The organism is Neptuniibacter sp. QD37_11, from assembly GCF_047778105.1.
Lineage (GTDB): Bacteria > Pseudomonadota > Gammaproteobacteria > Pseudomonadales > Balneatricaceae > Neptuniibacter.
This window is the reverse complement of the sequence record NZ_CP180552.1, coordinates 2,355,106-2,369,923: the sequence shown is the minus strand read 5'-3', so window position 1 is coordinate 2,369,923 and position 14,818 is coordinate 2,355,106. Positions and strand designations below refer to the sequence as shown.

Genomic DNA, 14,818 nt, shown 5'->3' with positions numbered 1-14,818 from the left:
TTATAAACCAAATTGTTAGTGTCGCCTTGAGAATAATGCTTAATACACTATGTTTAACTAAAACAAAGCTAGGAGGCCACTATGTTCTTAACAAGGTTAGTGTACACGAGCACAATCGCAGATAATTTTTCTCCGCAGGACATAGAAGCCATAATAGAGATTGCTCGGAAGAATAACAGAAAGCACAATGTGACCGGCATGCTCTGTTTCAACCGAAAGTACTTCCTCCAGTGCCTCGAAGGCTCCCGCACGCAGGTTAATAAAATCTATTACAATATTTTAAATGACCCGCGGCACAGTAATATCATCATGCTCGATTACAAAGAGATAACTTCGAGGGAGTTTAGTGAATGGTCTATGGGCTATATTCCGGAATCGAGTCTAACCGCACCTATTAATCTAAAGTTCTCGGGCACACCTGAATTCGATCCCTATAAAATGTCTGGAGAAAGCGCATTCCAAATGCTGCTAGCACTAAGAGAGTCTGTTCCATCGTTGTGAGATTAAAGGGCTCTCCTCCCTTTATTTGCTAGCCTCTAGCCACGGCCTTTAAGCCGTGGGAAACCAATGCCTTGTCCGATTAGCAAACGCCACCAGCGACAACATTACAGGCACTTCCACCAATACACCCACCACCGTTGCTAATGCTGCACCGGAATGCAGACCAAATAGGGAGATAGCCACGGCCACAGCTAACTCAAAGAAGTTAGAGGTACTGATCATACAGGCAGGGGCAGCGATGTTGTGAGGGAGTTTCATCCACTTCGCGGCAAAGTAGGCCAGTGCAAAAATACCGTAGGTTTGGATTAGTAGCGGGATTGCAATCAGCAGAATCGACTGCGGTTGGTTAACGATCTTCTCTGCTTGGAAACCAAATAAAAGAACTACAGTGGCTAGTAGGCCGAGGATCGACCAAGGCTTTAGCGTGGTTAAGAATGATTCTAGACGCTGGCCGTTATCTGCTTGTTCCAGTTTATGCCTTGTCCAGATGCCAGCAATTAGCGGCAATAATACGTATAGAACGACGGATAGCAGTAGGGTATCCCACGGCACGCTGATATCACTCACACCGAGAAGAAAGGCGGTGATCGGTGCAAAGGCAAACACCATAATAACGTCATTTACCGATACCTGAACCAAGGTGTAGTTAGGATCGCCTTTGGTGAGTTGGCTCCAGACAAACACCATTGCGGTACATGGAGCGACGCCCAGTAGAATCATACCTGCAATATATTCACTGGCACTTTCAGGGTCGACCAGATCTGCAAAGAGTACCCGGAAGAACAGCCAACCTAAGAGTGCCATAGAGAAGGGTTTAATCAGCCAATTTACCACTAGCGTCAGCGCGATACCTTTTGGTCGTTTACCAACATCTCGTAGCGCTGTGAAGTCGATCTGGACCATCATCGGGTAGATCATCACCCAGATAAATACAGCGACCACTAGATTTACATGTGCAAATTCTAGCGCTGCGATCTGCTCAAAGAAGGTTGGGATAAGATTTCCCAGTACGACACCCACCAGAATACAGACACCTACCCAAAGGGTGAGGAAGCGTTCGAATATGCCCATAAAGCTAAAACCTAATCTTGTTTGATAAGAAAGAGAGTTTAGATTATATACGCAAAATCATATATATGTAATTCCATATATAAGGATCTCTGTTAATACAAAGGCTGATCTGGTAGCTACTTTCTGACGTAATTGTTCTCAATAGTTAATTCCTGCTTATAAACGTGGTGTTTACTTACACAGCTATTTTGAATGGTGTAAAAGCAGAGCGTATTACGCATTTTTGGCGTCTATTAACGGTGTAATACGCTTACTTAATAGAGCTGTATTCTTAAGCCTTTTGGGCGAGTACCTAAGTTTCATAGTAAAACTGATAAATAAAGGCCTACACTTTATGTGTGTACTGTTGATGGGAAAGGATTTTCAAAATGAACAGATTTGATGATGCTAGCTTAGATGATGGCGAGCTAGAAAAGCTATTCCCTAGGGCTTTTCTTTCCAGTAATAGTTGTTTTACAAATCTGTGGCAGATGCTGCATAAGTGCAATATAAAGTCAGAGCTTTATCCTAATACACAAAACGAGCAACTTGATAAAGTCATAGCAACGCATACGAGCTTTAATTCTTGGAGAGAAATGTATGAAACAGCTCTTGAAGAATATGCCGATCGATTGTGTTCTAAAGTAGACGACGATATCCAAACACACTGATCTTATCAGCCCTACCTTATCGTTTTTGGGATCAATTCATGATTTAGTGATATTTTTTATTCGTTAAAATTTTTGAGATTTATAGTTCGTTTTTTTTTGAGCTATTAGTCACTAATTTTGGTCTATTCTGTAGTTCATGGACAAGTATTTGATGACGTTTTGGTGCTTTCAATGAAGAAGAATCTGCCAGTCACAGAAAATGAACAAACCTTCCCAGAACACGTTAAGCTAATTTCGACAACGGATAAGCGTGGTGTTATTACGCATTGTAATGACGCGTTTGTTCAGATTAGTGGCTTTTCTAAAGAAGAGCTTATCGGTAAATCACACAATATCGTTCGGCACCCTGATATGCCTGAAGCAGCGTTTAGCATTCTTTGGGATCATATTAAGGCCGGTAGGCCTTGGATGGGACTGGTAAAGAATCGATGTAAGAATGGTGATTATTACTGGGTTAATGCTTATGTCACGCCAATTACCCAAAATGGCGAGGTGATTGGTTATGAATCTGTACGTGTACCTCCCAATAGGGAAGATGTAAAACGTGCCGAAAAAATATACGCCAAAATAAATAAAGGCCAGTCATTTATAAGTCCTTTGAGTGGCCGTCTTGATCAAATAGGGCTTGTTGTTGCGTTACTTGTTTCTGTCGTTGTAGCTTTGGCTATCAGTGAGGCTGCAGGGCTCTATCTGTGGTCTGTTTTGGCTTTGGGATTTGTAGGATTACAGTTGTTTGGTCGTAAAAAAGAGCTTTCATCACTTAAATCCGAACTGTCTTTAGCTTTTAGCCATCCGGTTGCCGTAGCGACATATACTGATGATCCGGTCACTTTGGGTGATGTCAGGGTGTCCATTATGAGCGAAAAGTCTCACTTAACCACGGTGTTAACCCGTATAGAAGATTCCGCTGAGAATGTTGCTAATAACGCTGATGTTGCACACTCGCTTGCACAGGAGTCAGAAATCGATATGCAGCGCCAGCAAGCCGAGACGGATCAAATTGCAGCGGCGATGCATGAGATGTCTACTACCATTTCGGAAGTTTCCGGTCATATTCAGAGTGTTGCGGACAAAGCCGATAATGCCGATAAGTTGGCCATTGAAGGGCTGAATATGTCGGATTCCAATATCCAACAGATGCAGCACCTTAAAATGACCGTTCAGGATATCTCCGATTCAGTGACCAAGTTAACTGAGGAAACTGAGGCTATAGTAAAGGCCGCCCAAGTTATTGATGATATAGCAGAGCAGACTAATCTGTTGGCGCTTAATGCTGCAATTGAGGCTGCTAGGGCGGGGGATCAAGGTCGAGGTTTTGCTGTTGTTGCAGGAGAGGTTCGAGAGCTCGCCCAGCGAACCCAATCAACCACCAAAGAGATCCACGCAATACTTCAAGGGCTACATCAGCGCTCTCAAGATGCTATCAATACTGCAGATAAAGGGCAGGTAGGTGCAGAAGAGGGATTACAGAAGGTTCTGGAATCAGAATCTATGTTTAAACAAACTTCAGAAGCTATGAGTAATATTGCTCAGATGACTTTGCAGATGGCGGCTGCTGTAGAAGAGCAAGCGCAGGTGTCTGAAGAGATTAACGGACAGATTACTAATATTTCCTCTCTAGCCACCCATTGCCTCGATAAAGTGAATCAAACTACAGGTAAAGTAGATTCGCTTACTCAGGTGGCTGCAGAGATGAAAGAGCTGGTGAACGGGTTTAAGAGATAGGCTTTGATTTAGTCGAAAGGAGCCCTAAGTTAGCATTGAGGGCTTCAATTAGGGCTGAGCCGATTAAGCCTTGATCTTTACAGTAGCTACTCGTTACTTTGGCTATGACTTCTTCCATGGATTAACGATGCCTTTCTTCTCAGCCGCAGCCGCTTCGCGTAGTTTGTCTTTCTTGCTTTTACGTTTACCTTTCACAGGCGCTTTACCTTTTTTAGCTAACACTTCTTTGGGTACTTCTTTGGAGCGTTCAAAGCCTTCGATTTGCTCGCGCGGTATCTTTTGCTGAGTGCGCTTTTCGATCAATTTAAAGTGAGCGTCGCCTTCGTGATCGACAAAAGAGATCGCTTCACCGATCTCACCCGCACGAGCAGTACGTCCAATACGGTGAACGTAATCGGCAGCGGCACGAGGTAGATCGTAGTTAAGTACGCAGGGTAGGTTTGGAATATCGATACCACGGGCTGCAAGGTCGGTCGCAATCAGGATTTTACATTCGCCTGATTTAAACTCTTGAAGCGCTTGGTTACGCTCTTTCTGTGTTAGATCACCATGTAGGGTTTTCGCTTGAATACCGGAGCGGTAAAGCTTCATCTCGACATTGTTAGCGGTACGTTTGCTGGCAACAAAGATCAGAATTTGAGCCCAATTTTGCTGTTTAAGCAGGTGCTTCAACAGCATAGTGCGGTTGTTGTGGTCGACCTCAATCGCACGTTGAACCAATTGTTCTGGGATTGTGCTCTCTTGCTCGATCTTAATTTTGACTGGGTTATCCAGAAAATCGTCGGTAAGTTCCTGCACACCTTTTGGGAAGGTCGCTGAGAACAGCAAGTTTTGGCGTTGCTCTGGCAGTTCATCAAGGATGTCATCCAGTTCATCAGCGAAACCTAGATCCAACATGCGATCAGCTTCATCGAGTACTAGGGTACTGACATTACGTAGATCTACGGCATTACGCTCGAATAGATCGATCAGTCGCCCGGGTGTTGCTACCACAATATCTGCGCCACCGCGCATCGCCTGCATCTGTGCATTGATGGATACGCCGCCGTAAATCGCCAGAGACTTAAGCTTTCTTGGGAAGTTACGCCCGTATTGACGGATCGCTTCTTCCACCTGTACTGCCAGTTCACGCGTAGGCACTAATACCAGTGCGGTAACTAAGTTATTTCGTGGCGGTAGGGCTGTCGCTAGGCTTTGTAAAATCGGCAATGTAAATGCGGCGGTTTTACCGGATCCTGTTTCTGCTGCAGCTAAAACATCTTTTCCCTCTAGTGTCACAGGGATAGATTGTTGCTGAATAGGCGTAGGTTGTTCGTAGCCTAAATCAGACAGTGCAGATAGCAAGAAATCAGATAGACCGAGCGCAGAAAACGACATATTGAAGTGATAACTCAAGGTGGAAGATAAAGTGATGGGCTATTCTAACAGAAGTCGCTATCAGAAGATTGTTCTTGAGCTAGTCTGATTATAAGGAGCCAAAGTTTTGTGAGGTAATGATACTGAGGTGAAGGATGCTACATCAGTTTGTTTACATCAGTCATCAGGTTGATGAATTTACGTTGGAAGGCTTGAGAGAGCTGATGGTTCAGTCTCGGGCGAAGAATAAGCGCTTGGAGCTAACCGGTTTGCTGCTGTTTGATCCTCCATTGTTCTTTCAAGTGCTTGAAGGGCCGGAAGTCTCCATTAAGCAGATCGCCGCAGATATCAAAGCAGATAAGCGCCATCGAGATATGGATATCATCTACAACAATGATAATTTAGCAGAGCGCGAGTTTTCCCGTTGGCGGATGGGCTTTAGGTTTTTAGGGACAGGAGATGAATGCTCTTACCAGCATCTAGATGAACGGGTGAAGCGCTTATTGAGAATATCTAACCCGAATGGTCAGCTTGCTCATGATGCTTTGGTTGAGTTTAGCGAGATGGACGATAAGTTTTTTGATCTGCCATAAACAGGGCTGCTTACTTTTGCTCTGTAAACCAGCCCCGAAAAAACTGAATTAAACGCTTAGCTCTGCCCAGATAGGTGCATGGTCAGATGGTTTCTCCATGCCACGAATTTCGTAATCGACGCCTGAGTCAGTGCACTTTTCTAGAAGCGGTGCTGTTAGCAGAATACCGTCGATACGCAGGCCGCGCTTTGGCTCAGCGTCAAAACCGCGAGAGCGGTAATCAAACCAGCTGAATACCTGATCTTCATCTGGATTCTGATGACGGAAGCAATCGGTTAAGCCCCAGCCTGTTAGTTTACCGTACCATTCACGCTCTTCTGGTTGGAAGCTGGCTTTACCCGTTTTTAACCAACGCTTACGGTTTGGCTCACCAATACCTATATCTTTATCTTCTGGTGAGATGTTTAGATCGCCCATCACCACAATGTTTTGATCAGGTGTGTAGTTTGTTTCTAAGTGGCTCTGTAAATCTGCATAGTACTTACGCTTAGCTGGGAATTTAACTTCATGCTCAATGTTCTCACCTTGAGGGAAATAGCCATTCAAAACTGTCACTACGTTGCCTTCGTCAGTTTCGTAGTCACCCATGATCATGCGGCGCTGAGCGTCTTCTTCGTCAGTTAAGAAGCCTTTTTGGACATTGCTTAATGGCTTTTTTGAGATCAGGCAAACACCGTAGTGACCTTTTTGTCCGTGGATCTCTACGTGATAACCCATCGCTTCAACATCTGACATTGGGAAGGCTTCGTCGTGCACTTTAGTTTCCTGCAGGCCAATAACGTCTGGCTGATACTTATCGATAACCGCTTGTAGCTGGTGAAGGCGGGAACGTAGTCCGTTAACGTTAAAGCAAATCAGTTTCATAAGGCCGCAATCCTGAACAAAAATAAAAATGGATTTTAGTGAACATTTTGCCGGATGGATACTCATAATGAATTAGTAAATTCTATTGGGATGTTTAACTTTCTTTATTAGCCTTCATATACTGGTTTAAGTACAGTGAGCACATTAAAGATTGACACAAGAAAAGGAGCCGATTGTGGCGGAATACGATTTTGATCTATTTGTAATTGGTGCGGGTTCAGGCGGTGTACGTGCGGCACGTATGGCAGCAGGCATGGGTGTTAAAGTTGCCATTGCAGAAGATCGCCACCTTGGCGGCACTTGTGTAAACGTAGGTTGTGTACCTAAAAAGCTATTTGTATACGCATCTCACTACGCAGAAAGCTTTGAAGAAGCGGCTGGTTTTGGTTTAACTCACAAAGGTATGGAGTTTGATTGGCCAACCCTTCGTGACAATAAAACTAAAGAGATTGAGCGTCTAAACGGTATCTACCAAAAACTATTGGTGAACTCGGGTTGTGAGTTGATTAACGGTCGCGCAACGTTGGTCGATGCGCACACGGTTGCTGTTGGTGATAAGCAATACACTGCTGAGCGTATTCTGGTTGCTGTAGGTGGCTGGCCGAATATTCCGGATATTCCGGGTAAAGAGCACATCATTAGCTCTAACGAAGTGTTCTATTTAGAAGAGTTTCCTAAGCGCGCATTGATTGTAGGTGGTGGTTATATCGCAGTTGAGTTTGCTGGCATCTTTGCAGGCTTAGGTGCGCAAACAACTTTGGCTTACCGTGGTGATCTGTTCCTACGTGGTTTCGATAACGAGATCCGTGAATTCACTGCCAAAGAAGTAGCGAAGAAAGGCGTGGATTTACAGTTTAACAACAACATTGAATCGATTGAGAAACAAGCCGATGGTTCACTGCTTGCGACCATGACTGATGGCTCTGTAATTGAAGCAGATCAGATCATGTATGCAACAGGCCGTAACCCTAAGGTTCAGGGCTTGGGTCTTGAAGAGCTGGGCATCGAACAAGGCAAAAACGGCGCTATCGTGGTTAACGATGAGTTCCAGACTAATGTGCCATCTGTTTACGCTGTAGGTGATGTAATCGACCGTGTTCAGCTAACGCCGGTTGCGCTTGCAGAGGGTATGGCGCTAGTACGTAACCTATATGCCGGTGCAAACCAGAAAGTAGATTACGATCTAATCCCAACTGCTGTGTTCTGTCAGCCTAATATCGGCACTGTCGGCTTAAGCGAAGAGCAAGCACGTGAACAGTACGACAATATTGAAGTGTACAAATCTGAATTCCGCGCGATGAAACATACCATCAGCGGCAGCGAAGAGCGTACCTTTATGAAGATGCTGGTGGATGCAGATAGCCGTAAGGTACTAGGTGTTCACATGGTTGGCCCAGATGCGGGTGAGATCATCCAAGGTATCGGTATCGCTCTTAAAGCAGGTGCAACTAAAGAGGTCTTCGATAGCACGATTGGTATCCACCCAACCGCTGCTGAAGAGTTTGTCACTATGCGTGAACCAAGTTCAAACTAAATTTCCCCTCTACGGAAAAAACCAAAGCCGATGTTAAATACATCGGCTTTTTTGTAACTAAACTGTATTACATAGAATCATTGAAGAACTTCATCTAACTTTTCGAAAGATTAAACTGTGTCAGCTTCACCGAGTTGGTTGAAAATTGAAGGTCATATGCATTATTTGGAATACGTAAAATTCACCGATATTGAGCCGCTAGAGTTTTTGCCGGTGTTAAATAAGCGATCGACGCGGGAGCATCTTATTGGTCATGAGCTGTTTGATCTTGAGATGGTGACTGATTGGATTCAGGGCAAAATTGAGGTTGATGCTGCTGAAGGTTGCAGGGTTAGAGCGATTAAAGTTAAGAACACGCTAGCAGGATGGTGTGGCATTCAGTTGGAAGAAGGCAAATATGAGATAGCTATCGTCATCGACGATAGCTTTTGGGGTATAGGAAAACAGATATTTCGTGAAATCATGCGCTGGGCTAAAGAGCTTGGCCATAAAACGATCTTTATTCATTTCCTTCACACGCGACCTGAATATAAATTTTTAAAGAAGTTGTCGAAAAATGTATACGAGAGCGAGCTTATGGGAAGTAAATTTATGACATACGAACTTGAGGTGGAGAAACAATTTTGATTTAGGCTGAGCTTTACCCTCTAAAAGCCAGCCGTATATCGAATAATCTTTTGTTTACAAAGATGCTAGTTAGAAGAAAGCCCATCCAGCCATTGCAAACCCTGCGACTAGCGCCAGTATCGGCGGCTTAAATTTTTGTAAGGTAAAGAAGCCAATAATCACCAATGCCATATCTAATCCAGAAGTTACGCTGGTGACAAAGACTGGTTGATACAAAGCCGAAAGCAGCAAACCTACAACGGCTGCATTGATACCCCAAACGGCACCTGCAATTTTAGGTTTCGCCGCTAATGACTCCCATGCACCTTGTAAGCTCAGTACCAGTAAAAAACCCGGTAGAAAAACAGCGAGTGTTGCAACGATAGCACCCAGAAGTGCTGCATTACTCTGCATATCCGCACCAAGGAAAGTTGCAAGGGTAAACATCGGGCCGGGGATCGCTTGAGCTGCAGCATAACCGACGACAAAACGGTCTGGATCTACTGCTTCGCCAAGGGTTTGTTGCAGAAGTGGCAAGACAACATGGCCGCCACCAAATACTAAACTGCCTGCTTGGTAAAACGCGTTAAACAGGGCTGCCCAGTCAGAAACAAGGGCAAATAGAGGCATCAGAATAAACAGTAGGCCGAAGATGATTAACGGCAGTTTTGCCGGTTGTTCTGTTTTGTTAATTTCTTCTTCTGATTTTTTATCAGTTGAAGTCAGTTCCGCCTTTTTGAGGTAGATACCTACAGCCGCCGCAATAAGCAGTACGGCCATTTGCGTCCACAATGAGGGGGCGATGAGAAGAGCCGCAGCGGTGAAGATAGCAATGCTGAGTGATTGGTTATCTTTGCAGAAATTGCGTTGCATACTCAGCGTTGCATCAGCAACCACAATAACAGCTAATAGTTTGAGGCCATGAACGGCACCGGTAAGAAAGCTACCGCTATTTTGTGTATCGGTTGTGGCAAGCAGATAGAGAATCAGGAACGAGGGCAACGTAAAACCAAGGAATGCAGCAATACCGCCGTAAAGGCCCGCTTGTCTTAGGCCCAAAGCAAACCCCACTTGGCTTGAACCTGGCCCAGGTAGAAATTGACTAAGGGCAACCAACCTTGCGTAGGAATCCTGATCGATCCATTTTTTTTCTTGTACAAAGGCTTTTTGAAAGTAACCGATATGTGCAGCAGGGCCGCCAAAGCTGGTGCAGCCCAATAATAGGAATCGCCAAAAGACTTCCCAAACCTTGTCCATATTCTGTCCTTTACTCATCTAAAAAATCTTAGCAGAATAAAGCAGCACTGTGACAAGTTTATGACTTTTCTTGATTGTCTAGCGTACTTTCCAGCTTATTTTTCGCCGTTATCCATTGGGACATATATTGGGTGCTTTTAAGGCTGTGATGATTAAGCATGGCCCCAGTGAAATTTTGTAGGCGATGTTGCGCTAGGTTTTCCAACAGCGCTTTAACACGTGAAATCAGAGCAGGTCCAGTTTGGTTACCATCGTATCTATCTTGTAGCAGTGCTTTATTATTTTGCTGAACGCATTGCCATGCTTGCTGATCTAGATATAGCTCTACCGCGGCTTCGATAAAGGCGTCATCGTTATCAGCAATCGCTCCTGGCCATTGGCTCGGATCGGATAGCATTCCTTCACTACCTATAGATGTAGTTATGCTTGGCGTGCCGCAGACCATTGCATCCAGTAACTTACCTTTTATACCAGCGCCAAAACGTAGCGGGGCAAGGCAAACGCGGGCTGACTTAAATGTATCGTAGGCATCTTCTGCCCACCCTTTGATAAGGAAGCCAGTTTTAGGGTTGTTTAACGCTGTGGCTTTAGGTGGTGGGTAAGATCCCCATATATGCAGCTCAGCATCAGTTTCGCCGCGTTCTTTTAGGCGCTGGCGTATCTGCGGCCACAGTCTTTGCATCTCCAGCACAGAATCCCAATTAGGCGCATGGCGGAAGTTTCCAATCATCATAAAGTGAGCGCGCTCTTCAAAGCATGGAACCTGATGTGGCAGCTTATCCAGATCAAGCATAAAAGGCAGATGATGGAACTGTTGCTCTGGTACCGAGAACTGGTTTTTTAAAAGCTCTATTTCGTAATCGGAGATGATGAGCGAAAGATCGGAACGATAGATCGCTGCGATCTCTCGTTTGGCTAGATCAGAGTATAGATCTGTTAGCGTCATCTCGCGGTTTTGCTTAACGGCTTGATGACGAGCATTACGCAGACATTGCAGATCTTCAGTATCCAAAATGCGTAGGGCATTAGGGCAGTTTTTTTCCACTCGCCAGCCAAACTGTTCTTCCATCATAAAACGGTCGAACATCACGATATCGGGATTGAGGTCACTGACGAACTGATCGAAGCAGTCACTGTTAAGTTGGATGTTACAGTGAGCAATGCCTTCATCATCTAGGTTGATCATATGCTCTGTAGTTTGTGCTGGGCTGGCAAAGGTGACCTCCCAGCCTTGCTGTTTGTAAAGGCGTAACAGTGAAAGCATATGCGTTCCGGCAGCAGAAGAATTGGGTTCTGGCCAGACATAGCCGATCACTAGAACGTTAAGCATAAGATTAACCTGAAAAGAAAAAACAGCATTCTACCTTTTATTTGTAAGGTTTCTATAAGTTGTCATCTTTTGCTGTTTAAATGGATGAATTCTAAGGAGGAACTATGACACTGAAAGACCAGTTTGAGCTGATGGCTCGTTATAACCAATGGATGAATGAAAGTATCTACGAAGCCGCAAGCGAGCTTGAAGAGGGAGAAGTTAGTAAAGATCAGGGAGCTTTTTTTGGGTCTATTTTAGCTACGCTTAACCATATTTTGGTGGGCGATATTATCTGGTTAAAACGTTTTGCCGATCACCCATCAGCTTACAAAAGTTTAGAAGAAGTAAGAGCGATGGAGCGCCCAGCCAAACTAAGCACGGTCGTTTATTCCGATTTTGAAGAACTGCGTGATGCGCGTTACTTGCTTGATCGTGCCATTGTCGAATTATGCGATGAGATCGAAGTGTATGATCTGAATCACTCCTTGGTTTACTGCAATATGCAGGGTAATAAGTTTGAAAAGCGTTTTGGCTATCTAATGCAGCATTTCTTTAACCATCAAACCCATCACCGCGGGCAGGTGAGTACGATGCTGAGCCAAAAGGGGCTCGATCTGGCGGTTACTGATCTACTTGCGGTTATCCCAGAAGCCTAACGTTATAGGTTAAAATCGCTTATGCTGTAAATCAGGTTTAGGGGCACTGATTAAGCATTCAAGGAGTAGAGAGTGAAGTTACATATCACAAATGGCGATTGCGCCGGGGATATGCTGCAGGAAGCAGAAGGCATTGATGGCGAAGTATTGTGTTGGCGAGACCTGTTACATGATGGCCCAGTTTTAAGCCAACCTACCTTAAATCGCGAGGCGCGGATTAATTTTTTAGCCGAGCTATTAGTTAACAGTGATCTGGAACTTGATGATCCCAAAGCGCTTGTGACCAAAGACTTTAACGAGCGTGATCAAGTTTTAGCGCGTGTAGCAGATTTCGATGAAATTGTTCTCTGGTTCGAGCATGATCTCTACGATCAACTGCAGTTGTTAGATGTTTGTCAGCACCTCTATTCACAGTTCGATCAATTACAGAAGCTTTCTATCATCTGTATTGATGATCACCCTTTAGTTCCTTTCTTTCATGGCTTCGGTAATCTCACCCCGGAGATGTTGGTTGGCCTCTATCCGGGTCGAAAGCCACTCACAATAGAGCAACTCAAATTAGCTACTGATATCTGGTCTGCTCTAACCGCTGCTAGCCCTGAACGATTAGCCGAATATGCAGCTGAACCAGTTGCAGGCTGGCCTTATATGCAAAAGGCATTAAGGCGCTTTTGCTGCGAGTTTCCAGCTTTAGAAACGGGTTTAACTTTAACTCAGACCTATCTTCTTCTGACGCTTTTAAAAGCGCCGGATGAGCTGCCCGCCTTGGAAGTACACCTAGCTTTGCTGGAACAGCATGGCAGACTACCAGAAGGTGTGACAGCGCAAAGTCGTTATTACGAAATACTGTCAGGCCCGGCGACTTTTCAGCGAATTTTCCATCATCTACAGCGATTAGAAGTGGATCCATTTATGGGGGACTTATCGGTCAAACATGAGCTGGATCGCTTGATCAGGGCGGAAGAACCTTACGTGAGTGTGACTGAAGGTGAGCCAGCGGTTTATTCCCTGACTGCCGCAGGTGCTGAGGCGCTACAAGGTATAAGGCACTGGCAGCAAGGAAATCATTATGGATTATGGCGAGGAGGTGTCGAGATCACGGATGATAACCTATGGCTGTGGGACCAACAGCACAAGCAGTTTTCGTTACACGCATAAGCTTATGTAGAGCTTATGCGGCAACGGTATTCTCATCGCTATATTGTGCGGCAATCTCTTTAAACTCGGTTTCTAAGTCTAAGAAGGCTTCGACCACTTCTGGATCAAAGTGATTGCCTTTACCTTCAACGATAATATCTCTAGCCTTTTCGTGACTGAATGCAGGTTTGTAGACGCGTTTAGATATAAGGGCATCATAGACATCAGCTACGGCCATTAGGCGACCTGAGAGTGGGATCTCCTCGCCCTGTAAGCCGTTAGGGTAGCCTTTGCCGTCCCACTTCTCGTGATGGGTTAAGCTAATTTCACGAGCAATCCTTAAGAAAGAGTTACTACCCAATTGGTTCTCAGCGACTTCTAAAGCATCTGCCCCAATCTGCGGGTGCTGCTTCATAATGTCGAACTCTTCATCAGTCAGCTTACCTGGTTTTAGTAGGATGCTATCTGGAATACCAACTTTACCAACATCGTGTAGTGGTGCTGATTTGTATAGAAGATCGATTGTTTCTGACGTTAGATAATCAGTGTGCTTAGGATTTTGGCGTAACTTAATGGCTAAAGCGCGCACATAGTTTTGGGTACGTAATATATGCCCGCCGGTTTCGTTATCGCGGGTTTCAGCTAAGCTGGCTAAACCTAAGATACTGGCATCACGTGTCACGTTTAGCTCGCGTGTACGTTGCGCAAGTGAGCTGATCATCTGGTTGGTATGCAGTGCCATCAAACCAAATTCATCATTGGTGGTAACCGGCACTTCTGTATTTAACTCGCCTAGGGATACCTGTTCGAGCGTACTGTTTTCGGCTTGAATAAAGAACTTGAGGTTACGCGCGTAGCCTAAAATGATAGTTAAGATATATGCCATGACTACACCGACGACAAACACTATCTCCGTCAGGATGTAGCGCTGAGAGGTTTCTAGAGGAATGCTATCACCTGTGTGGATTAGCCACTCCAAGTCTTTATTAATTACCAAGAAAACTACGCCAATCACTGAGATAGCACAGATAGTGGCAAACCAAGTGAATTTTTTTGTGAGCGGGTAGGGCGAGCTATCAGGCTCTAAATGTTCTTTCTGTGCTTGTAAGCATTGAGCTAGCTTATGTTCTTTGAATAGGGCTAAATCACAAGAGATTAGGTAACCCAGTACGCCCATGCCGACTAACACTTTGCCCGCGCTTTCAAACGGAAATTCATAAATCAGTGTGTTGAACAGGCCAAGTAGAATTGAGCAACCGATGAATAAACCAAGATCGACTTTGAACTGGAAGCTAACTTTGGTTTTTAACGGCTGCTTTTGAATCTGCCCTTCAAGCAGGTATCTAAGGCTGCCCTGTATAATAAACGTCACTAATATGGGCAAGAGCAGTTGCGCGGTGGTTAGAGAATCTAAGAACGGACATACCTGAACGCCATAGATGGAGAACAGCGTCATTGCGATCAAGTAGTGGATTATGGTGCGCTTTGTTGTAGTCATCAGTCCATTAAACACGAAATTGATAAGACAATAAAATTAACATCACGTCGTAATATTG

14 protein-coding genes are annotated in these 14,818 nt (G+C 44.7%); 8 read left to right on the top strand and 6 right to left on the bottom strand.

Translation table 11 applies throughout. The annotated features are described in order from the left end of the window. Positions 1-81 precede the first annotated feature (81 nt). On the top strand, positions 82-501 hold the full coding sequence (locus ACMXYT_RS10925) for a BLUF domain-containing protein (protein WP_415911424.1): 420 nt from the start codon (positions 82-84) through the stop codon (positions 499-501). Between the two features lie 48 nt (positions 502-549). Here the strand turns inward: ACMXYT_RS10925 and arsB are convergent, their stop codons facing one another. After that, positions 550-1,572, bottom strand: a complete 1,023-nt coding sequence (gene arsB, locus ACMXYT_RS10920) for an ACR3 family arsenite efflux transporter (RefSeq protein WP_415911423.1) — start codon at positions 1,570-1,572, stop codon at positions 550-552. A 368-nt stretch (positions 1,573-1,940) separates the two neighbouring features. Between arsB and ACMXYT_RS10915 the strand changes: the two genes are divergently transcribed. Together ACMXYT_RS10915 and ACMXYT_RS10910 are read left to right on the top strand one after the other, a co-directional pair. Further along, the gene (locus ACMXYT_RS10915) at positions 1,941-2,222 is read left to right on the top strand and encodes a hypothetical protein (protein WP_415898678.1); all 282 of its coding nucleotides are present in this window, start codon (positions 1,941-1,943) and stop codon (positions 2,220-2,222) included. A gap of 171 nt (positions 2,223-2,393) precedes the next feature. Continuing rightward, complete coding sequence (locus tag ACMXYT_RS10910) at positions 2,394-3,947, top strand: methyl-accepting chemotaxis protein (RefSeq protein ID WP_415898677.1); 1,554 nt, start codon at positions 2,394-2,396, stop codon at positions 3,945-3,947. Between the two features lie 102 nt (positions 3,948-4,049). Here ACMXYT_RS10910 and ACMXYT_RS10905 read toward each other — a convergent pair whose 3' ends face one another. Beyond that, entirely contained in the window at positions 4,050-5,324 is a 1,275-nt protein-coding gene (locus ACMXYT_RS10905) for a DEAD/DEAH box helicase (protein ID WP_415898676.1), read from the bottom strand. 134 nt (positions 5,325-5,458) lie between these two features. Here ACMXYT_RS10905 and ACMXYT_RS10900 point away from each other — a divergent pair, with 134 nt between their 5' ends. Beyond that, a complete protein-coding gene (locus tag ACMXYT_RS10900) occupies positions 5,459-5,896 on the top strand; it encodes a BLUF domain-containing protein (RefSeq protein WP_415911422.1) in 438 nt (145 codons plus the stop codon). A 48-nt stretch (positions 5,897-5,944) separates the two neighbouring features. On the opposite strand, the gene xthA is transcribed toward ACMXYT_RS10900, so the two are convergent. Beyond that, the gene (xthA, locus tag ACMXYT_RS10895; protein ID WP_415898674.1) at positions 5,945-6,760 is read right to left on the bottom strand and encodes an exodeoxyribonuclease III; all 816 of its coding nucleotides are present in this window, start codon (positions 6,758-6,760) and stop codon (positions 5,945-5,947) included. Between the two features lie 175 nt (positions 6,761-6,935). Between xthA and gorA the strand changes: the two genes are divergently transcribed. Further along, entirely contained in the window at positions 6,936-8,294 is a 1,359-nt protein-coding gene (gene gorA / locus ACMXYT_RS10890) for a glutathione-disulfide reductase (protein ID WP_415898673.1), read from the top strand. A gap of 117 nt (positions 8,295-8,411) precedes the next feature. Continuing rightward, complete coding sequence (locus ACMXYT_RS10885; protein ID WP_415898672.1) at positions 8,412-8,921, top strand: GNAT family N-acetyltransferase; 510 nt, start codon at positions 8,412-8,414, stop codon at positions 8,919-8,921. 69 nt (positions 8,922-8,990) lie between these two features. Here ACMXYT_RS10885 and chrA read toward each other — a convergent pair whose 3' ends face one another. Both chrA and ACMXYT_RS10875 read right to left on the bottom strand, forming a co-directional pair. Then, entirely contained in the window at positions 8,991-10,157 is a 1,167-nt protein-coding gene (gene chrA, locus ACMXYT_RS10880; protein ID WP_415898671.1) for a chromate efflux transporter, read from the bottom strand. A 58-nt stretch (positions 10,158-10,215) separates the two neighbouring features. Then, entirely contained in the window at positions 10,216-11,487 is a 1,272-nt protein-coding gene (locus ACMXYT_RS10875; RefSeq protein ID WP_415898670.1) for a glycosyltransferase, read from the bottom strand. A 104-nt stretch (positions 11,488-11,591) separates the two neighbouring features. On the opposite strand from ACMXYT_RS10875, the gene ACMXYT_RS10870 reads away from it, so the two are divergent. Continuing rightward, positions 11,592-12,125: a DinB family protein gene (locus tag ACMXYT_RS10870; RefSeq protein ID WP_415898669.1), complete on the top strand. Its 534-nt coding sequence runs from the start codon at positions 11,592-11,594 to the stop codon at positions 12,123-12,125. A 72-nt stretch (positions 12,126-12,197) separates the two neighbouring features. Next, complete coding sequence (locus ACMXYT_RS10865; RefSeq protein WP_415898668.1) at positions 12,198-13,283, top strand: DUF1835 domain-containing protein; 1,086 nt, start codon at positions 12,198-12,200, stop codon at positions 13,281-13,283. Positions 13,284-13,296: 13 nt separating this feature from the next. Here the strand turns inward: ACMXYT_RS10865 and ACMXYT_RS10860 are convergent, their stop codons facing one another. After that, entirely contained in the window at positions 13,297-14,760 is a 1,464-nt protein-coding gene (locus ACMXYT_RS10860) for an HD-GYP domain-containing protein (protein WP_415898667.1), read from the bottom strand. Positions 14,761-14,818 lie beyond the last annotated feature (58 nt).

Excerpts from the sequence above, each read along its gene's own strand:
- ACMXYT_RS10925 (WP_415911424.1), top strand. The coding sequence starts at position 82 with ATGTTCTTAACAAGGTTAGTGTACACGAGCACAATCGCAGATAATTTT.
- arsB (WP_415911423.1), bottom strand. The coding sequence starts at position 1,572 with ATGGGCATATTCGAACGCTTCCTCACCCTTTGGGTAGGTGTCTGTATT.
- ACMXYT_RS10915 (WP_415898678.1), top strand. The coding sequence starts at position 1,941 with ATGAACAGATTTGATGATGCTAGCTTAGATGATGGCGAGCTAGAAAAG.
- ACMXYT_RS10910 (WP_415898677.1), top strand. The coding sequence starts at position 2,394 with ATGAAGAAGAATCTGCCAGTCACAGAAAATGAACAAACCTTCCCAGAA.
- ACMXYT_RS10905 (WP_415898676.1), bottom strand. The coding sequence starts at position 5,324 with ATGTCGTTTTCTGCGCTCGGTCTATCTGATTTCTTGCTATCTGCACTG.
- ACMXYT_RS10900 (WP_415911422.1), top strand. The coding sequence starts at position 5,459 with ATGCTACATCAGTTTGTTTACATCAGTCATCAGGTTGATGAATTTACG.
- xthA (WP_415898674.1), bottom strand. The coding sequence starts at position 6,760 with ATGAAACTGATTTGCTTTAACGTTAACGGACTACGTTCCCGCCTTCAC.
- chrA (WP_415898671.1), bottom strand. The coding sequence starts at position 10,157 with ATGGACAAGGTTTGGGAAGTCTTTTGGCGATTCCTATTATTGGGCTGC.
- ACMXYT_RS10875 (WP_415898670.1), bottom strand. The coding sequence starts at position 11,487 with ATGCTTAACGTTCTAGTGATCGGCTATGTCTGGCCAGAACCCAATTCT.
- ACMXYT_RS10870 (WP_415898669.1), top strand. The coding sequence starts at position 11,592 with ATGACACTGAAAGACCAGTTTGAGCTGATGGCTCGTTATAACCAATGG.
- ACMXYT_RS10860 (WP_415898667.1), bottom strand. The coding sequence starts at position 14,760 with ATGACTACAACAAAGCGCACCATAATCCACTACTTGATCGCAATGACG.